Source organism: Pseudomonas laurentiana, from assembly GCF_014648275.1.
GTDB classification, from domain to species: Bacteria; Pseudomonadota; Gammaproteobacteria; order Pseudomonadales; family Pseudomonadaceae; genus Aquipseudomonas; species Aquipseudomonas laurentiana.
Genome location: NZ_BMQU01000001.1, coordinates 338,397 through 356,221, shown reverse-complemented (window position 1 = coordinate 356,221; position 17,825 = coordinate 338,397). Strand labels below are relative to the sequence as shown.

Below are 17,825 nucleotides of genomic sequence, written 5' to 3'. Positions count from 1 at the left end.
TAATGCGCCTGATTCCATTGGCGCATTTGCAATGACCATGACCCCGACCGTTCCCCGTCGCCCACGCTGGCGCAGCCTGGCCATCGTGGCCTTGTTCCTCGCTCCACTGCTATGGCCGCTGCAACACCTGGCCGAGCGTTACTATCAGGACGAGTTGGCCGGGCAAAATCGTCAGACCCTCGATCTGTACGTGGCCAACTTGCTGGGCACCCTGCACCGCTATGAAACCCTGCCGCAGATCCTCGGCGACCTGCCGGCCTTGCGTGCCGTGCTCAAAGACCCGATGCGCCTGGAAACCCTGACCAACGCCAATCGCCTGCTCAAGGACATCAGCGCCCAGACCGGTGCCGAAGTGATGTACCTGATGGACACCAATGGCAATACCCTGGCGGCCTCCAACTGGGACAAACGCGACACGTTCATCGGCCGTAACTTTGCCTTCCGCCCCTACTTCAGCGATGCCCTTGCCGGACGCCTGGGGCGCTTTTTCGGCCAGGGCACCACTTCGGCCAAACGCGGCTACTTCTTTGCCGGCGCCGTACATGACGGCGAACGAGTGATCGGTGCGCTGGTGGTCAAGGTCGACCTGGATCACACCGAAACCCTCTGGGGTAAAACCCCGGAACAACTGCTGCTGACCGACCAGAATGGCGTAGTGATCCTCACCTCTCGCCCCGACTGGCGTTTCCGCGCCACCCGGCCGCTGACCGATGCCGAACGCGCTGCAATTGCCGCGATCCAACCCTACCCGACGCTGACGCCCAAACCGCTGAACCTCGATCCCAAAGCCTGGCTGATCCAGACCCGGACGATCGAGGAAACCGGCTGGCAGGTGAGCATTCTTGCCCCGCGAACCCTGATCGACCGCTCGGTAAGCACCGTGCTGGCCATCGGTGGCGCCACACTGCTGGTGTTGATGTTGCTGCTCGGGCTGATCATGCAGCGGCGGCGTCACTACATGGACCGTATCGACTTTGAAGCGCGCGCCCGCCAGGAGCTGGAGCAACGGGTTATCGAGCGAACCGCCGACCTTGAAGGCCTGAACAGCCGGCTGAAAAACGAAGTGCTGGAGCGCGAGCAGGCCCAACAGGAACTGGTTCGCGCACAGGATGAACTGGTCCAGGCCGGCAAACTGTCGGTACTCGGCACGATGTCCGCGAGCATCAGCCACGAACTCAATCAGCCGCTGGCGGCCATACGCAGTTATGCCGAGAACGCGGAAATCCTGCTGGACCATCAGCGCACCGAAGACGCTCGCAGCAACCTGAAACTGATCGGCGAACTGACCGGCCGCATGGCCTCGATCATCGCCCATCTGCGCGCATTTGCCCGGCGTGACCGCCACGCCCCCGAAAGCGTGGCCCTGCAACCGGCCCTGGACGATGCCCTGGCCCTGCTGGCCAAACGGCGGCGGGCAATGGCGGTGGAACTGGTGCGCGACCTGCCAGAGGCCACACTCTGGGTACAGGCTGGTGAAACCCGCTTGCGCCAGGTGCTCGGCAACCTGCTGGCCAACGCCCTCGATGCCCTGACCGAGAAGGCCAACCCACGCAAACTGTGGTTAAGTGCCGAACGCAAGGACGACAACGTCTACCTGTACATTCGCGACAACGGCCCGGGCTTCAGTAGCGAGGCCATGGCGCGTGCCCGCGAACCGTTTTTCACGACCAAGACCCGCACTCAGGGCCTTGGCCTGGGGCTGGCGATCTGCGATACCTTGATGCGTGCGCTCGGTGGCGAACTGCTGCTGGCCAATCACCCGGAGGGTGGCGCGCTGCTGACCCTGAAACTGCGCGTGGCCAAACCCGGCGCCAACCTGCAAACCTCGGAGGACCCATCGGCATGACGACCGAGCCGCTCATCGATAGCCGTACACAGGTGATTCTGGTCGATGACGATCCGCACCTGCGTCAGGCGCTGAGCCAGACCCTCGACCTCGCCGGTCTCAAGGTCATGCCCCTGAGCGACGCCCAGGGCCTGGCCCGACGCATCGAAGCCGATTGGCCGGGTGTGGTGGTGAGCGATATTCGCATGCCTGGCATCGATGGCCTCCAGTTGCTCGAACAGCTGCATGGGCAGGATCCGGAGCTGCCCGTGCTGTTGATCACCGGTCACGGTGATGTGCCATTGGCCGTGCAAGCCATGCGTGCCGGGGCCTACGACTTTCTCGAGAAACCTTTCGCCAGCGACGCCTTGCTCGACAGCGTGCGCCGGGCCTTGGCCTTGCGCCGCCTGGTACTGGACAACCGCAGCCTGCGCATGGCCCTGAGCGATCGCCAGGCGCTGAGCACACGGCTGGTCGGGCAATCGGCCCCGATGCTGCGCCTGCGTGAGCAGATTGGCGCGCTGGCCCCGACCCGGGCCGACGTGTTGATTCTCGGCGAAACCGGCGCAGGCAAGGAAGTGGTCGCGCGTGCCCTGCACGACCTGTCGAGCCGCCGCGATGGCCCGTTCGTGGCCATCAACGCCGGCGCACTGGCGGAGTCGGTGGTCGAGAGCGAACTGTTTGGCCATGAGCCCGGGGCCTTCACCGGGGCGCAGAAACGCCGCATCGGCAAGTTCGAGTTCGCCAACGGCGGCACGTTGTTCCTCGACGAGATCGAAAGCATGAGCCTGGATGTTCAGGTCAAGTTGCTGCGCCTGCTGCAAGAGCGTGTGGTCGAGCGCCTGGGCGGCAACCAGCTGATCCCGCTGGACATCCGCATCATCGCTGCCACCAAGGAAGACCTTCGCCAGGCTGCCGATCAGGGCCGCTTCCGCGCTGACCTGTACTACCGCCTGAACGTCGCGCCGCTGCGTATTCCGCCCCTGCGCGAACGGGGTGAAGACATCTTGCTGCTGTTCCAGCATTTTGCCGATGCGGCCAGCCAACGCCACGGCCTGCCCGGCCATACCCTGCAACCCGCGCAACGTACCCTGCTCATGCGCCATGACTGGCCAGGCAATGTGCGCGAACTGCAGAACGCGGCAGAGCGCTTCGCCCTGGGTCTGGAATTGGCCCTGGACGGCAACAACCCCAGCGAACCGCTGGCAGCCGAGCCGACACCGGGCAGCGGTAATCTGAGTGATCAGGTCGAGTATTTCGAGCGCTCGCTGATCGCCGCCGAACTGGCCCGTTCACACAGCTCACTGCGCAGCCTGGCCGAGGCCCTGGGCATCCCGCGCAAAACCCTGCACGACAAGTTGCGCAAGCATGGCCTGAATTTCGCCGACAGCCACAGCAGCGGCACTGATGATCTTGAGGAGAACCGCCCGTGACCACCGACAACCAGTACCTGGAAGCCCTCCTGCACAACGACATTCCCCTCACCCGGGAAATGGGCTTGCAGGTACTTGATTGGCAGCCACAGCGCCTGCGCCTGCAGTTGCCCTTGGCAGCCAACGTCAATCACAAGAGCACCATGTTCGGCGGCAGCCTGTACTGCGCTGCCGTGCTGGTCGGTTGGGGCTGGCTGCACATGCGCCTGCGCGAGGCCGGTATCGACGACGGTCACATCGTCATTCAGGAAGGCCAGATCAACTATCCGCTGCCCGTCACCGGTGCGGCCATCGCTCAATGCGAGGCCCCCGATGAGAAGGTCTGGAACAAGTTCATCGCCACGTACCAGCGCTATGGCCGGGCCCGCCTGAACCTGAATACTCAGGTGCGCAACGCCGGCAGCGAAGAGGATGCCGTGCGCTTCAGCGGGCAGTACGTGCTACATCGCTGAGGCGAGCTTGAGCAGGTCGTTGCGCCACGCCGCAGCGGCCGGCAACGCCAAGAAAAACGCATTGAGTAACGATTCACGCGGCGGGTAGCTGAACACCTGACCATCCAGGCCCAGCACTTCACCACCGGCGCCTTCCAGCACACCCTGGGCTGCCGCGGTATCCCACTGCGAGGTCGGTGCCAGACGTGGGTAACAATCGGCGCTGCCTTCAGCCAGCAGACAGAACTTCAGCGAACTGCCGATATTGGCCAGTTGCAAGTCGCCCAGCGTGCCGCTGAGACCGGCCAACAAGTGCTCCTGCTGTGGGCTGGTATGACGGCGACTGGCGACCACGGTAAAGCTTTCGCCCGCTGGCGGTGCCAGACGAACCTGAATGGGCTGTATCTCGCCACCGCGCTCGGCACGCCAGGCCCCAAGCCCTTTACCACCGAAATAGCAGCGGCCACTGGTCGGCATGGCAACCACACCGAACAGCACGTGGCCCTGTTCGATCAGTGCGATGTTGACGGTGAATTCCTCGCTGCCTGCAATGAACTCCTTGGTACCGTCCAGCGGGTCGACCAGCCACCAGCGCTGCCAGGTCTGACGTTCGCTCAAGGGAATATCGCAATCCTCTTCGGACAGCACCGGAATATCCGGGGCCAGCGCCTGCAGGCCACTGGCAATCACCTGGTGCGCGGCCATATCCGCAGCCGTCACCGGCGAGGCATCGGCTTTGGCCGTCACCGCCACATTGACCCGCCAGAACGGCAGAATGGCATCGCCTGCACGGCGGGCCAGGTCGACGACCTCCGTCATCAACGCGTTCAGATTCAACTCGCTCATGGGACAAACACTCCGCGCTGGGTCAGCAGGTCACGCGCCAGGTACAGCGCCGCCAGCGCTCGCCCTTCGGAAAACTGCGGATGTTGTGCCAGCGAGGCCAGATCTCGCAGGTTGACCTTGTCGACCCGCATCGGTTCTGGCTCATCGCCTTCAAGGCGCTCTTCATAGAGGTCGCTGGCCAGCACCACCTGGATTTTCTGGCTCATGTAGCCCGGCGACAACGACAGTTCGGTCAGGTGCTCCAGTTGCCGGGCACCGAAGCCGGCCTCCTCCTTGAGCTCACGGTCGGCAGCCGCCAACACATCTTCACCCGGCTCGATCAGCCCCTTGGGCAACGACAACTCGTACTCGTCGGTGCCGCCGCAGTATTCCTCAACCAACACCGCGTGTTCGGCATCGAGCATCGCCACGATCATCACCGCCCCATAACCATTGCCACGCCCGACTAATCGCTCATAGGTGCGCTCGGCACCGTTGGCAAAGCGCAGTTGCACCGCTTCGACACGAAATAGACGGCTGCTGGCGACAATCTCGCGAGCAAGGACTGTGGGTTTCTGGCGCATGGGTGGCGGCTCCTTGGCGTGAACGCGGTACTATACCGTGGCTTGCCCGGCCTCTGCGCCCGACTGACCGAGAATCTTTCATGCCTGCCCTGAACTGGAGCGACATCGATACCGTTCTACTCGATATGGACGGGACCCTGCTCGACCTGCACTACGACAACCACTTCTGGCTGGAACACCTGCCACAGCGCTATGCCGAACTGCATGGCGTGAGCCGGGCCATGGCCGAACTGGAACTGCAGCCGCTGTTTGAAAAGAACGCCGGCTCGCTGAACTGGTACTGCCTGGACTTCTGGAGCGCCGAGCTGAACCTGCCGATTCGCGAACTGAAGCTGGAAACCGCCGACCTGATCGCCCTGCGCCCGGACGCCGACGTGTTCCTCGCGGCCGTCCGCGATGCCGGCAAGCGAGTGGTGCTGATCACCAACGCCCACCGCGACTCGCTCTCGGTGAAGCTGGAGCGGGTGGCACTGGCGCCCTATTTCGAGCGTCTGATCAGTTCCCACGACTACGGTTTCCCCAAGGAAGATGCGCAGTTCTGGAACGCCCTGCAGGCCGACATCAACTTCGACCCGGCACGCAGCCTGTTCATTGACGACACCCTGGCGATCCTGCGCAGCGCCCGGGCCTTTGGGGTTGCACACCTGCTTGCGGTACGCCAGCCCGACAGCCGCAAAGGCCCGCGAGACACCCAAGAGTTCGCTGCGCTGGACGACTATCGGACGTTGCTCGAAGGGCTCGGTTAGAATGCCTCGCCTGCCCTGAGCCATGGAGGAGCGCCGATGGACATCAAACAGCTGAAATTCCTGATCGCCCTGGATGAAACCCGCCACTTCGGCCAAGCGGCCGCATTGTGCCACGTAACCCAGCCAACCCTGTCGATGCGCCTGCGCAACCTGGAGCAGGAACTGGGTCTGGCCCTGGTCAATCGTGGCCAACGCTTCGAAGGGTTCACCGCCCAGGGTGAGCGGGTGCTGGCCTGGTCCCGTTCGGTGCTGGCCGCCTACGACGGCTTGTACGCCGAAGCGGCTGCCTGCCGTGGGCATCTGGTCGGCACGTTGCGCCTGGGCGTGGTGCCTCTGTCGAGCTTCGATCCGCTGCCACTGCTGCAGCGCCTGCACAGCCAGCATCCACAGTTGTGCTTTGAACTGAGCGCGCTGAGCTCCGAACAGATTCTTGAACAGTTGGCGAGTAACCGGCTTGACCTTGGTGTGTCATACCTGGAGCGCCTGGATAACGAACGTTTCGAGTCCCTGGCACTGGGTGAAACCCGCATGGGCCTGCTGTATGACCCGGCGCACTTCAGCTTCGACGAGCAGCCACTCAGTTGGCAGGCATTGACCGAGCTGCCTTTGGGCCTGCTCACTGCTGGCATGCACTTTCGCCAGTCGATCGACCACAATTTCCACAGCCGTGGCCTGAACCCGCAACCCCTGTTGCAAACCGATGCGGTCCATCAACTGGTACAAGCGGTGAATGGCGGCCTGTGTTGCGCGATCATGCCGCTGGCTACCGGCCTGGAGGCCTTGACCGAGCGCCTGCGCCTGCAACCCATCGAGCAGGCCAATACCCTGGCACCGCTGGGCCTGATCATGCGCCGCAGCGCACCACGCTCGGCCCTGGCCGAAGCCTGCTTCAGCGAGTACCGCCACCTACGGGACGAGGCTTGATCGACCCGCTCTATCACGGCATCAGTATTAGCGATTAGACGATACCTGAGCACAAGCCTAGGCTTAAGACTGATCAGCCGCCGGTACGTGTGCCATGACCCTAAAACGCCCCACCTGCACGGCGACCACTGAGCTGGTAACGCCAGCGGCCAGCAACGACTACGCGTTCCACGACCTCGAAGACAGCCCGCCGACCTATACCGCACTGGCCGAGGAAGTGGCACTGGCGATTGCCTATAACGGCATCAGCCAGGCGGTCATGCTGGTCAGCCCCACCGACCTTGAAGACTTCATCGTTGGCTTCAGCATTGGCAGCGGCATCGCCGACGCCAGTGAGATTTATGACATCACGCTCAGCGGCAGCGGCTCGGCCCTGCACGCGGAGGTGGAGATCGCCAGCCGGGCGTTCTGGAACCTCAAGAATCAACGTCGACAACTGGCCGGCACCAGCGGCTGCGGCCTGTGCGGGGTCGAAGCACTGGAGCAGGCGCTGCCCGAACTCAATGTACTGCCTGGCGCACCGTTGCCACCGGCCGCCTGGCTGACCGACCTGCGCCAGCGCATCAGTGCCTTCCAGCCCCTGGGCCAACACTGCGGCGCAGTGCACGCCGCGTTGTTCATGGATGCTGACGGCGAGCTGCTGTTGGGCCGCGAAGATATTGGCCGGCACAACGCCCTCGACAAACTGATCGGGGCCCTTGTACGCCAACGCATCGACACCCAGGGTGGCCTGGCCATCGTCACCAGCCGCTGCAGCCTGGAGCTGATCCAGAAGGTGCTGCGTGCTGGTATCCAGACCCTGGTCAGCTTGTCTGCACCGACCGGCCTGGCCCTGCAATGGGCCCGCCAACACAACCTCAACCTTATTCATCTGCCACAACGTAGTGCGCCGCGGGTATACAGCCCTGCGCGGGAGAGCCGAACGTGAACCTGCCTCATCAAGCCGACCAGAAACCTGCTCCACGCTACAAGCCTTACCGCGGCGCCGCGGGTGGCTGGGGTGCGTTACGCAGCGTAGCCCAAGCCTGGATTGGCAGTGACAACGCGCTGAAGAACATTCGTGCGCTGCTCAAGACCAACCAGAATGGCGGCTTGGACTGCCCGGGCTGTGCCTGGGGCGACTCGCCGGAAAGCGGCATGGTCAAGTTCTGCGAGAACGGCGCCAAGGCGGTGAACTGGGAAGCGACCAAACGCCGGGTCGATGCTGCGTTCTTCGCCCGCTACAGCGTCACCTCGCTGCTGCAGCAAAGCGATTACTGGCTTGAATACCAGGGCCGGCTCACCGAGCCGATGAGCTACGACCCTACCACCGACCGCTACCAGCCGATCAGTTGGGAGGCCGCTTTCGCCCTGATCGCCCGACACCTGAAGAACCTGGCAAGTCCGGATCAGGCCGAGTTCTACACCTCGGGCCGCGCCAGCAACGAAGCCGCGTTTATCTACCAGTTGTTCGTACGCGCCTATGGCACCAACAACTTTCCAGACTGCTCGAACATGTGCCACGAAGCCAGCGGTGTGGCACTGGGGCAAAGTGTCGGCGTCGGCAAAGGCACCGTGACGTTCGACGACTTCGAACATGCCGAGGCGATCTTCGTCTGGGGCCAGAACCCCGGCACTAACCATCCACGGATGCTTGAACCACTGCGTGAAGCGGTCAAGCGGGGCGCCCAGGTGATCTGCATCAACCCGCTCAAGGAGCGTGGCCTGGAACGCTTCCAGCACCCGCAGCACCCCTTGGAGATGCTTACCAACGGTGACCGCCCGACCAACACAGCGTACTTTCGCCCGGCACTCGGCGGCGACATGGCGGTACTGCGCGGCATGGCCAAGTACCTGCTGCAGTGGGAACGCGAAGCCCAGGCCAGTGGTGCGCCGGCCGTGTTCGACCACGCGTTCATCGCCCAACACAGCGCGGGTGTCGACGATTACCTGGCAATGGTCGAGGCCACGCCCTGGGAGCAGATCGTCGCACAGTCGGGCCTGAGCCTTGCCGAGATCGAACAGGCTGCGCAGATGTACCGCAAGGCTGGCAAGGTCATCATGTGCTGGGCCATGGGCATCACGCAGCACCGACATTCAGTGGCAACCATTCAGGAAATCGCCAACCTGATGTTGCTGCGCGGCAACGTGGGTGTGCCAGGCGCTGGCCTGTGCCCGGTCCGTGGCCATAGCAACGTACAGGGCGACCGCACCATGGGCATCAATGAACGCCCACCGGTGGCCTTGCTCGACGCGCTGGAAAAGCGCTTCGGCTTCAAGGTGCCTCGGCACAATGGCCACAACACCGTCGAGGCCATCGGTGCGATGCTTGCTGGTCAGGCCAAGGTATTTATCGGGCTGGGCGGCAACTTCGCCCAGGCCACCCCGGACAGCGAACGCACTGCCCAAGCCCTGCGCAACTGCGCACTGACCGTGCAGATCAGCACCAAGCTCAACCGCAGCCACCTGATCCACGGCAAGGACGCACTGATCCTGCCATGCCTGGGCCGCACCGACATCGACCTGCAAGCCGAAGGCGCCCAGGCGGTCACGGTGGAAGATTCGTTCAGCATGGTGCATGCCTCCAATGGGCAACTGCAGCCGTTGTCGCGGCAGATGCGCTCAGAGCCTGCAATCATCGCGGGTATCGCCGCCGCTACCCTCGGTGCGCAACCGGTGGACTGGCACTGGCTGGTGGCCGATTACGCGCGCATCCGCGACCTGATCAGCCAGACCCTTCCTGGGTTTGAGGATTTCAACCAGCGCCTGGCACGCCCCGGCGGCTTTTACCTGGGCAACAGCGCCAGTCAGCGTCAATGGAGTACTGCCAGTGGCAAGGCCAACTTCAAGGCCAACGCCCTGCCTGATGATCTGCTGCACGAGCGTGTACGTGCCAGTGGCCAGGTACCGGACCTGATCATGCAGTCGATGCGCTCCCACGATCAGTACAACACCACGATCTATGGCCTGGACGACCGCTACCGTGGCGTCAAAGGCCAACGCGATGTGTTGTTTGCCAACGAGGCCGACATCATTCGCCTGGGCTTTCGTCCGGGGCAAAAGGTGGATATCGTGTCGCTCTGGAGCGATGACCGTGAGCGTCGAGTCAAAGACTTCACCCTGCTCGCCTTCGACATTCCTGCCGGGCAGGCAGCGGCCTATTACCCCGAGGTGAATCCATTGGTGCCGCTGGAAAGCGTCGGCGATGACAGCCATACGCCCACCTCGAAATTCATCGCGATCAAACTGCTCGCAGCCAGCGAAACGGCACGAATCATCTAACCGGTTTCTGCCCACAAAAAAGGCCCTGACACCACTGCCAGGGCCTTTCCCGAAGTAGCTCAGACACGCGAAATTCGAGAAAGTTTCAGCTAAAAAACAGTAAGTTAGCGATTTGTGCACAAGTCGTGTTACTCGTCGGATTCCCGTTGCCAGCCCCCTCTCCGAGCCTCAGGATCGCCTCGTCATCCCTCTGAGGCTCTCTTAGATGAAGAAGTACTCCTCGATTCTCTTGTTGTCCCTCGGCCTGCTCAGTGGCGTTGCCTCGGCAGGCGGCACCACCGAAGCCGGTATTGGCGGCGCATTGGGTGGGGTATTGGGCTCGGTCGTCGGCCAGTCGATTGGCGGCAGTACCGGCTCTGCAATCGGTGCAGGCCTCGGCGGCGCAGCAGGCGGTGCTGTCGGCGCGAACAAGCACAGCCGTGGCGAAGCGGCCATCGGTGGCGCACTGGGCGCCGCTGGCGGTAACGTCGTCGGCCGCAGCATGGGCGGCACCACAGGCAGCCTGATCGGCGCAGCCGCTGGTGGCGGTGTCGGTGGCGCACTGGGTAACCACATGGGCAAAGAAGCCGATGAAGAAGACTACCGTGGACGTGGTTACCGCGGCCGCGACTACGACGACCGTCGTTACTACCATGACCGTGGCCATCACTACGGCCACCGCAAGCACTATCGTCGCTGGCACGATGACGACTGATAGCACCGCGACAGCGACCTGAAAGCCCGCGGTCATCACGTCACTGGCTTAAGCCAAATACCTAACGGTTCACCACCCTGGCGAACCGCTGGCATCCACCCGGAGCGCACGCTCCGGGTGCGTTGCAGAACACTGACAGACCTGCCGAAATACACCCTCCCGCCGTACAGACTGCTGTACCGACCTTGCCTGATACCAACGGCTCAAGGGGAGTCCTGATGTGGGCTCACCGGGCTGACCGCTATCATCCAACGTCCTCAGATCAGGCAAAACGCTGCCCAAACAACTGAAACCGAGCATTATCGCCCGCATCGTCCGCCTGCACATTCACGACGAACCGGGCCTGGTGCTGTTTGCCGTGCGCGAGGGCATCATTCGCTTGAACGACTAAGCCTGTTGGAGCGCCTGCAAGGCCTCCTGCAGGCGTTTTGGCAGGCTTGCCGGGTTGCCCGTCGCACGTTCGACGAACACCTGCACCAGACGTCCTGCAGCACAGGCCTGTGCCTCATCGGCCTTGAACAATGCCACGGCATATTCGACGCTACTGCCGGCCAGGCGACTCACGCGCAGGCCGACTTCCAGCGTTTCGGGAAACACCGCCGAGGCGAAAAAATCGCAGGACGAGCTCACGACAAAACCCACCACTTCTCCGTCTTGCGGGTCCAGTTCGGCACGCTCGATCAAATACGCCTGCAACGCACTGTCAAAGAACGCATAGACCATGGCACCGGCAATATGACCCTGTGCATCCGTGTCCTGCCAGCGTGTCTGGACAGGATAAAAATGATGGTAATGCTGACGCTGGATCGTCTCGGACATACCGTCTCTCCTGATGCGCACTCTGTGGGATGCAGGCTTGCCTGCGATGGCGTCGGCGCGGTGTCAGTGAGTACCCGGGCCTGCACCGCTGGCGCGCCAACGTCTCACTGGGATCAACGCCAGAATGTTTTGGGCCTAAAAAAACAAACCCCCGCTAAAAAGCGGGGGTTCTTCAGTACGCTGGCGACAACTTACAGTTGTGGGCCGGCGTTCTTGATGGCATCGGAAACGTCGAACTTCTTGAAGTTCTCGATGAACAGCTTGGCCAGGCCTTTGGCTGCCTCATCGTAAGCCGCTTTGTCAGCCCAGGTGTTGCGTGGGTTGAGCAGAACGGTTTCGACGCCTGCAACGGCCTTCGGCACGTCCAGGTTGATGATGTCCAGGTGTTCGGTTTCAGCACCGATCAGAGCGCCGCTCTGGATCGCTGCGATCACCGCACGGGTAGTCGGGATGTTGAAGCGCTTGCCGACACCGTAGCCACCACCGGTCCAGCCAGTGTTGACCAGGTAGACCTTGGAGTCGAAGCCGCGGATACGCTTGATCAGCAGCTCGGCATATTCGCCAGCCGGACGCGGGAAGAACGGTGCGCCGAAGCAGGTGGAGAAGGTCGACTTGATGCCGGAACCCGAACCCATTTCGGTGGAGCCAACCAGCGCGGTGTAACCCGACAGGAAGTGGTAGGCAGCCTGCTCTTCGCTGAGGATCGATACTGGCGGCAGTACGCCGGTCAGGTCGCAGGTCAGGAAGATGACGGCGTTTGGCTCGCCACCGAGGTTTTTCGGTGCGCGCTTCTCGATCAGCTCACGCGGATAGGCCGCACGGCTGTTCTGAGTCAGGCTGTCGTCTGCGTAGTCGGCTTTCTTGGTGACCGGGTCGATGACCACGTTCTCCAGAACAGCACCGTGCTGGATCGCTTTCCAGATGACCGGCTCGTTCTTCTCGGACAGGTCGATGCACTTGGCATAGCAACCGCCTTCGATGTTGAACACCACGCCTTCACCCCAGCCGTGCTCGTCGTCACCGATCAGGTAACGGCTTTCGTCAGCCGACAGGGTGGTTTTACCGGTGCCGGACAGGCCGAAGAACAGGGTCACGTCGCCCTCTTCGCCCATGTTGGCCGCGCAGTGCATTGGCAGCACGTCGGCCGCTGGCAGCAGGAAGTTCTGTACCGAGAACATCGCTTTCTTCATCTCGCCGGCGTAACGCATGCCAGCGATCAGTACCTTCTTGGCGGCGAAGTTGATGATCACGGTGCCGTCGGAGTTGGTGCCATCACGCTCTGGCTCGCAGACGAAGTTCGGCGCGTTGATGATCTGCCATTCCTGCTTGGCGCCCGGGTTGTAGGTTTCCGGATTGATGAACAGGCAGCGGCCAAACAGATTGTGCCACGCCGTCTCGGTGGTCATCTTGACCGCCAGGTAGTGTGCTTCGTCGGAGCCGACATGCACATGGGAAACGAAACGCTCACGCTCGTTGACGTAGGCCTCGACGCGGTTCCACAGGGCATCGAACTTGTCGGCCGGGAACTTGCGGTTGATCGGGCCCCAGGCAATGGCGTCCTGAGTGGTTGGTTCTTCTACGATGAAACGGTCAACCGGCGAACGACCGGTGCGGTGACCGGTTTTCACGACGAGGGCGCCAGTATCGGCCAGCTCACCTTCACCGCGGTTCAGGGCTTCTTGTACCAGCTCGTCGACACTCAGATCGGTGTACACGGCGTTGTTGGCTTGCGTCATGAGATTCCCCATCCGGCCTGAGGCCGAGTGCTCCAAACGTTTTGTAGTAGAACTTTTTAAACTACTACAGCGAAAAAAGTGGCCGGATTATGCCAGAAACGCCCAAAAAAAGTAGAGCCCTCCTGTCAGAACGGCGCTTTTCCGCCGTTCGACAGGACTTTTACCTGAAGTTAAACGTTTCAGTGACGAGTATCTGACGGCGACTCAACGCCCGCGCCCACGAACAATTGCGCCACATCGCTGGCATCGAACAGGTAGCGTTCGTTGCAGAACTGGCAATCGATCTCGATATGGCCGCCATGCTCGACCACCAACTGCTGGGCATCTTCCTGGCCAAGGCTGACCAGCGCATTCCCCGAGCGTTCGCGCGAGCAGCTGCAACGGAAACGCAGCGGCTGGATATCGAACAGGCGCACGGCTTCTTCGTGGTAGAGGCGATGAAGGAGGGTTTCGTTACTCAGGCTGAGCAGTTCTTCAGCCGTCAGGGTGCTGGCCAGCGCCGTGACGTGCTGCCAGCTGGCGGCGCGATCGTCTTCATCTTTCTGGCGATCGGCAGGCAGCTGTTGAAGCAACATGCCCCGGGCGCGCTTGCCATCGGCCTTGAGCCAGAAGCGCGTGCCGACCTGCTGGGACATGACGAAGTAGTTGGTGAAGCACTGCGACAGGTCCTCCCCGTCGAGATCCACCAGGCCCTGATAACGCTGGCCGTTGGCCGGGTCGACTGTCAGGGCAAGTACACCGTTGGGCATCAGCTCGTTCAGCGTCGCCGTGTCGCTTATCTGGTCAGCATGGTAATGAGCCAGGCCGCGAATATCGCGCTCGCTCGAACACTCGATCATCAGCAGCGGAACCGGGCCTTCGGAGCGCGCCTGCAGAATCAGCAGCCCATCGAACTTCAGCGTGCCGACCAGCAACGCCGCCGCCGCCATCAGTTCCCCGAGCAGCAGCGCGACAGGCTCGGGATAGGTGTGCTTGGCCAATACTTCGGCGTAACTACGCTCGAGTGCGACCATTTCACCGCGAACATCGCTTTCGTCGAAGATGAAGCGTTGGGTGTAGTCGGTATCCGGCAAATCGTGCATGGGTTCTGGCTTTCTAAGAGGATGACAAAATAATTGGGATGGGCCATCTAGGACCCCTTCAGGGCACCTGCGGGTGCCAGGGTGTACTGCGTGACCGATTATTTTATGGGCAATCGGCCACTGTTCCAAGCGAAGCAGGACAGGTGCACACCGATACCTCACACCCTTGTCTACTCTGTTTCCGGCGGCAGCCTTTTGACCAGCGCCTTCGCAGGCCTTTCGACGAGTGGCAATGCCGGTCGCCCAAAAGGCCTAGTTGGAAGCGTCGTGAAACTGATGGAGCTGGCGACGCTGCTTCTTGGTGGGCCGCCCGTCGGTGGTCACCCCCAGCGCGCCGGCCTTGCGCAGGGCCGCCGCCTGCTCACGGCGGGCAATACTCTGCGCAGTTTCCTCATACAGGGCCTGGGCCTCAGGCGCGCCGCGGCGCACCACCGACAGAGCCTTGACCACGATCGTTCGCTCGTCAAACCCCGTGCGCAAGACAAACTCATCGCCCACCCGCGGCTCCTTGCCTGGCTTGCAACGCTCGCCCCGGCAATGCACCTTGCCACTTTCGATGGCCGCCTTGGCCAGTGCACGGGTCTTGTAGAAGCGTGCCGCCCACAGCCATTTGTCCAGGCGGACCTTGTCGTCATCTTCAGGCTTTTGTGCCATCTCGTTTCCTCCCTCCTAATCTGCAATGGAACTGTACTACCGTAACTGGCGGATGCAAAAAGTACGCGGCGTGCTTACAGTTCACCGATTATTTGAGCGGGTTGAGCAATTTGAAGACATTTGACCATTTGACCGTGATCGGTCTGCGCGAGTGGGTGGCGCTGCCCGACCTCGGGGTAGCCGGCCTGCGCGCGAAAATCGACACCGGTGCCAGCACCTCAAGCCTGCATGCCACCGAAATCGAGCCGTTCGAGCGTGACGGTCAGCGCTGGGTTCGCTTCAATGCACACCTGGGCTCAGTCGTGCAGCTGCGCCATCGGCACTGTGAAGCGCCGCTGGTAGCCATGAAAACCATCAAGAGTTCCAACGGTCAGGCCCAGATCCGTTATGTAATCCGCACGCGCCTGGCACTCGGCGACCGGGTCTGGGACGTCGAGTTCACCCTGGCCTGCCGCAAGGCGATGCGCTATCGCCTGCTACTCGGCTCCAAAGCCCTGGTTGATGGCCAATTGGTGGTCAACCCCGGGCTCAAATATGTTCAGGACAAGCCGGCCTCTCCGGCCTCCCCCTTTCCCTCCACAGGTGTTGCATGAAGATCGCTGTGCTGTCGCGAAACCCGCGTCTGTATTCCACTCGTCGTCTGGTCGAAGCCGGTACCCAACGCGGCCATGAGATGGTCGTGATCGACACGCTACGCGCCTACATGAATATCGCCAGCCACAAACCGCAGATCCACTACCGCGGCAAACCACTCGAGGACTTCGATGCCGTCATCCCGCGGATCGGCGCCTCGGTAACGTTCTACGGCTGCGCCGTACTGCGCCAGTTTGAAATGATGGGCGTGTTTCCGCTCAATGAGTCGGTGGCCATTGCCCGCTCGCGGGACAAGCTACGCTCGTTGCAGTTGCTGTCGCGCCGTGGTGTCGGCCTGCCAATCACCGGTTTTGCGCATTCGCCGGACGACATCCCCGACCTGATACAGATGGTCAATGGGGCGCCGCTGGTGATCAAGGTGCTCGAGGGTACCCAAGGCATTGGCGTCGTGCTGTGCGAAACCACCAAGGCCGCCGAATCGGTGATCGAGGCCTTCATGGGCCTGAAGCAGAACATCATGGTTCAGGAGTACATCAAGGAGGCCGGCGGTGCCGACATTCGCTGCTTCGTGGTTGGCGACAAGGTCATCGCCTCGATGAAACGCCAGGCCAAACCGGGGGAATTCCGCTCGAACCTGCATCGAGGTGGTACTGCCAGCCTGATCAAGATCACCCCGGAAGAGCGCATGACCGCCATTCGCGCAGCCAAGGTCATGGGCCTGACGGTGGCCGGTGTGGATATCCTGCGTTCCAACCATGGCCCGCTGGTGATGGAGGTGAACTCCTCTCCCGGCCTGGAAGGCATCGAAGTCACCACCGGCAAGGACGTTGCCGGGATGATCATCGAGCACCTGGAGAAGAATGGCGGGCCACACCTGACCCGCACCAAGGGTAAGGGCTAAACCGCGTCCCTGGGCAGCAACAAGCCCAGGGGCAGGCGCACCCGCGCTTCCAGGCCGCCACCGGAGCGGTTACGCAACTCGACATTGCCACCGTGCTGGGCCGCGATTCGCTTGACGATCGCCAGGCCCAGCCCGGTGCCCTTGCCACTGCGGGCACGGTCGCCGCGAATGAACGGGTTGAAGATGCCTTCCAGCTCGCTCGGGTCAATGCCGGCACCACGGTCCAGCACACTCAGCACCACGTAGGGTGCACTGCTGTCACCTGAGACATAGGCAGCCACTTCGACGCCCTTGCCCGCGTGATACAGGGCGTTGCCAATCAAGTTGTTCAACATGCGCTTGAGCGAAACCCGACGCAACGGAAACGGCGGAATCGGCTCCAGGCACAGGCGTACCCGCTCTTCCGGTTGATTGAAGGGTGCCACCACCTCACGCACCAGATCGCTGAGATCGACCTCCTCCACCGGCTCGTCGCGACCGTCACGAATGAACGCCAGGAACTGGTCGAGAATGGCGTCCATGTCCTCGATGTCGCGCACCATGCCGTCAGTCAGTTCACTGTCGTTGCTCATCAACGACAGCGACAGGCGCAACCGGGTCAACGGCGTACGCAAGTCATGGGACACACCGGCCAGCATCAATTCGCGCTCACGCCCGGCCTGCTCGACATCCTCGGCCATCTGGTTGAACGCCCGATACACTTCGGTCATTTCGCTGGGGGTATCGCTGATGGGCAGGCGTACGCTGCGCCCCTGACCCAACTGCCGGGCAGCAAACACCAGACGCTTGAGCGGCTGATTGAGCTGACGCACGAAAATCCAGGCCGACGCTGTGGACAACAGGCCGATGGCCAGGAACCAACCCAGTACGCTCCAGATTTTCTGGCCGCGCAACGGATGCGGGTACAGCGGTACTTTCAGCCAGCCATCACCCAGGCTGGGTGCTCGCACCCACAGGGCCGGAGGTGCGTGAATACGCAAACGAACCTCGGTGTCGGCGCCCAGTTCAGCCTGCATCTGCCGCTGGTAGATCTCACTGTAGGGCCAATGCTGCTCACCTTCCGGCACACCGGTACCGACCACCCGGATCAGGCCAGCTGCTTCGGCGATCTTTTCACGGTCCGCCTCGTCGGCCGCCCAATAGGCGCGCAAGGTCAGGGCCACGCCGTGGCTGTACTGGCGATCGACAAGCACATCTTCGTTCATCAGCAAGTAAACCAGGGTCAGCGCCTTGGAAAACAGCACGACGATCAGCACCAGCCAAAGGGTGCGGGCGAAGAAGCTTTGTGGGAACCACAGCGGCGTTTTCATGGACAA

General features: G+C 62.2%; 17 protein-coding genes. 10 read left to right on the top strand and 7 right to left on the bottom strand.

From position 1 onward, the window contains the following. Positions 1–31 precede the first annotated feature (31 nt). Genes IE038_RS01690 through IE038_RS01680 form a run of 3 tightly spaced genes read left to right on the top strand, consistent with a single transcriptional unit; the run spans position 32 to position 3,710 of the window. Positions 32–1,846 carry a sensor histidine kinase gene (locus IE038_RS01690; RefSeq protein ID WP_163932166.1) on the top strand — a complete coding sequence of 605 codons (1,815 nt, stop codon included), beginning with the start codon at positions 32–34 and terminating at the stop codon, positions 1,844–1,846. Next, complete coding sequence (locus IE038_RS01685) at positions 1,843–3,258, top strand: sigma-54-dependent transcriptional regulator (RefSeq protein WP_189395009.1); 1,416 nt, start codon at positions 1,843–1,845, stop codon at positions 3,256–3,258. The genes IE038_RS01690 and IE038_RS01685 overlap by 4 nt, the downstream gene beginning before the upstream one ends. Next, positions 3,255–3,710: a YiiD C-terminal domain-containing protein gene (locus tag IE038_RS01680; RefSeq protein WP_189395008.1), complete on the top strand. Its 456-nt coding sequence runs from the start codon at positions 3,255–3,257 to the stop codon at positions 3,708–3,710. The genes IE038_RS01685 and IE038_RS01680 overlap by 4 nt, the downstream gene beginning before the upstream one ends. Here the strand turns inward: IE038_RS01680 and cysQ are convergent. Continuing rightward, positions 3,699–4,526: a 3'(2'),5'-bisphosphate nucleotidase CysQ gene (gene cysQ / locus IE038_RS01675; RefSeq protein WP_189395029.1), complete on the bottom strand. Its 828-nt coding sequence runs from the start codon at positions 4,524–4,526 to the stop codon at positions 3,699–3,701. The two genes, IE038_RS01680 and cysQ, sit on opposite strands and share 12 nt — an antisense overlap. 5 nt (positions 4,527–4,531) lie before the next feature. Continuing rightward, positions 4,532–5,098, bottom strand: a complete 567-nt coding sequence (gene nudE, locus IE038_RS01670; RefSeq protein WP_065761083.1) for an ADP compounds hydrolase NudE — start codon at positions 5,096–5,098, stop codon at positions 4,532–4,534. Between the two features lie 80 nt (positions 5,099–5,178). Here nudE and yrfG point away from each other — a divergent pair, with 80 nt between their 5' ends. The 5 genes from yrfG (at position 5,179) to IE038_RS01645 (ending at position 10,723) form a co-directional block, all read left to right on the top strand. Further along, a complete protein-coding gene (yrfG, locus tag IE038_RS01665) occupies positions 5,179–5,844 on the top strand; it encodes a GMP/IMP nucleotidase (RefSeq protein WP_163932163.1) in 666 nt (221 codons plus the stop codon). A gap of 36 nt (positions 5,845–5,880) precedes the next feature. Next, positions 5,881–6,768: a LysR family transcriptional regulator gene (locus IE038_RS01660; RefSeq protein WP_163932160.1), complete on the top strand. Its 888-nt coding sequence runs from the start codon at positions 5,881–5,883 to the stop codon at positions 6,766–6,768. Between the two features lie 94 nt (positions 6,769–6,862). Further along, positions 6,863–7,696: a formate dehydrogenase accessory sulfurtransferase FdhD gene (fdhD, locus tag IE038_RS01655; protein WP_163932157.1), complete on the top strand. Its 834-nt coding sequence runs from the start codon at positions 6,863–6,865 to the stop codon at positions 7,694–7,696. After that, positions 7,693–10,029, top strand: coding sequence for an FdhF/YdeP family oxidoreductase (locus tag IE038_RS01650; RefSeq protein ID WP_189395007.1), 2,337 nt, complete (start codon positions 7,693–7,695; stop codon positions 10,027–10,029). The genes fdhD and IE038_RS01650 overlap by 4 nt, the downstream gene beginning before the upstream one ends. A 205-nt stretch (positions 10,030–10,234) precedes the next feature. Further along, on the top strand, positions 10,235–10,723 hold the full coding sequence (locus tag IE038_RS01645) for a glycine zipper domain-containing protein (protein ID WP_189395006.1): 489 nt from the start codon (positions 10,235–10,237) through the stop codon (positions 10,721–10,723). 387 nt (positions 10,724–11,110) lie between these two features. Here the strand turns inward: IE038_RS01645 and IE038_RS01640 are convergent, their stop codons facing one another. The 4 genes from IE038_RS01640 to IE038_RS01625 all read right to left on the bottom strand — a co-directional run bounded on the left by IE038_RS01640 (position 11,111) and on the right by IE038_RS01625 (position 15,014). Then, on the bottom strand, positions 11,111–11,542 hold the full coding sequence (locus IE038_RS01640) for an acyl-CoA thioesterase (protein WP_189395005.1): 432 nt from the start codon (positions 11,540–11,542) through the stop codon (positions 11,111–11,113). A 191-nt stretch (positions 11,543–11,733) separates the two neighbouring features. After that, the gene (locus IE038_RS01635) at positions 11,734–13,278 is read right to left on the bottom strand and encodes a phosphoenolpyruvate carboxykinase (RefSeq protein ID WP_163937759.1); all 1,545 of its coding nucleotides are present in this window, start codon (positions 13,276–13,278) and stop codon (positions 11,734–11,736) included. Between the two features lie 179 nt (positions 13,279–13,457). Beyond that, complete coding sequence (hslO, locus tag IE038_RS01630) at positions 13,458–14,360, bottom strand: Hsp33 family molecular chaperone HslO (RefSeq protein ID WP_163937761.1); 903 nt, start codon at positions 14,358–14,360, stop codon at positions 13,458–13,460. 252 nt (positions 14,361–14,612) lie between these two features. Then, the gene (locus IE038_RS01625; protein ID WP_189395004.1) at positions 14,613–15,014 is read right to left on the bottom strand and encodes an RNA-binding S4 domain-containing protein; all 402 of its coding nucleotides are present in this window, start codon (positions 15,012–15,014) and stop codon (positions 14,613–14,615) included. Between the two features lie 110 nt (positions 15,015–15,124). Here IE038_RS01625 and rimB point away from each other — a divergent pair, with 110 nt between their 5' ends. Both rimB and rimK read left to right on the top strand, forming a co-directional pair. Further along, on the top strand, positions 15,125–15,607 hold the full coding sequence (rimB, locus tag IE038_RS01620) for a retropepsin-like aspartic endopeptidase RimB (protein ID WP_163937764.1): 483 nt from the start codon (positions 15,125–15,127) through the stop codon (positions 15,605–15,607). After that, positions 15,604–16,509, top strand: a complete 906-nt coding sequence (rimK, locus tag IE038_RS01615; RefSeq protein WP_163937767.1) for a 30S ribosomal protein S6--L-glutamate ligase — start codon at positions 15,604–15,606, stop codon at positions 16,507–16,509. Before rimB ends, rimK begins: the two co-directional genes overlap by 4 nt. On the opposite strand, the gene IE038_RS01610 is transcribed toward rimK, so the two are convergent. Beyond that, the gene (locus IE038_RS01610) at positions 16,506–17,819 is read right to left on the bottom strand and encodes an ATP-binding protein (RefSeq protein WP_163937808.1); all 1,314 of its coding nucleotides are present in this window, start codon (positions 17,817–17,819) and stop codon (positions 16,506–16,508) included. The two genes, rimK and IE038_RS01610, sit on opposite strands and share 4 nt — an antisense overlap. Positions 17,820–17,825 lie beyond the last annotated feature (6 nt).

What these genes read in the sequence shown, in the direction of transcription:
- IE038_RS01635 (WP_163937759.1), bottom strand. Translation starts at nt 13,278, where the DNA reads ATGACGCAAGCCAACAACGCCGTGTACACCGATCTGAGTGTCGACGAG.
- IE038_RS01645 (WP_189395006.1), top strand. Translation starts at nt 10,235, where the DNA reads ATGAAGAAGTACTCCTCGATTCTCTTGTTGTCCCTCGGCCTGCTCAGT.
- IE038_RS01660 (WP_163932160.1), top strand. Translation starts at nt 5,881, where the DNA reads ATGGACATCAAACAGCTGAAATTCCTGATCGCCCTGGATGAAACCCGC.
- IE038_RS01685 (WP_189395009.1), top strand. Translation starts at nt 1,843, where the DNA reads ATGACGACCGAGCCGCTCATCGATAGCCGTACACAGGTGATTCTGGTC.
- nudE (WP_065761083.1), bottom strand. Translation starts at nt 5,098, where the DNA reads ATGCGCCAGAAACCCACAGTCCTTGCTCGCGAGATTGTCGCCAGCAGC.
- rimK (WP_163937767.1), top strand. Translation starts at nt 15,604, where the DNA reads ATGAAGATCGCTGTGCTGTCGCGAAACCCGCGTCTGTATTCCACTCGT.
- fdhD (WP_163932157.1), top strand. Translation starts at nt 6,863, where the DNA reads ATGACCCTAAAACGCCCCACCTGCACGGCGACCACTGAGCTGGTAACG.
- IE038_RS01610 (WP_163937808.1), bottom strand. Translation starts at nt 17,819, where the DNA reads ATGAAAACGCCGCTGTGGTTCCCACAAAGCTTCTTCGCCCGCACCCTT.
- IE038_RS01625 (WP_189395004.1), bottom strand. Translation starts at nt 15,014, where the DNA reads ATGGCACAAAAGCCTGAAGATGACGACAAGGTCCGCCTGGACAAATGG.
- hslO (WP_163937761.1), bottom strand. Translation starts at nt 14,360, where the DNA reads ATGCACGATTTGCCGGATACCGACTACACCCAACGCTTCATCTTCGAC.
- IE038_RS01690 (WP_163932166.1), top strand. Translation starts at nt 32, where the DNA reads ATGACCATGACCCCGACCGTTCCCCGTCGCCCACGCTGGCGCAGCCTG.
- IE038_RS01640 (WP_189395005.1), bottom strand. Translation starts at nt 11,542, where the DNA reads ATGTCCGAGACGATCCAGCGTCAGCATTACCATCATTTTTATCCTGTC.
- yrfG (WP_163932163.1), top strand. Translation starts at nt 5,179, where the DNA reads ATGCCTGCCCTGAACTGGAGCGACATCGATACCGTTCTACTCGATATG.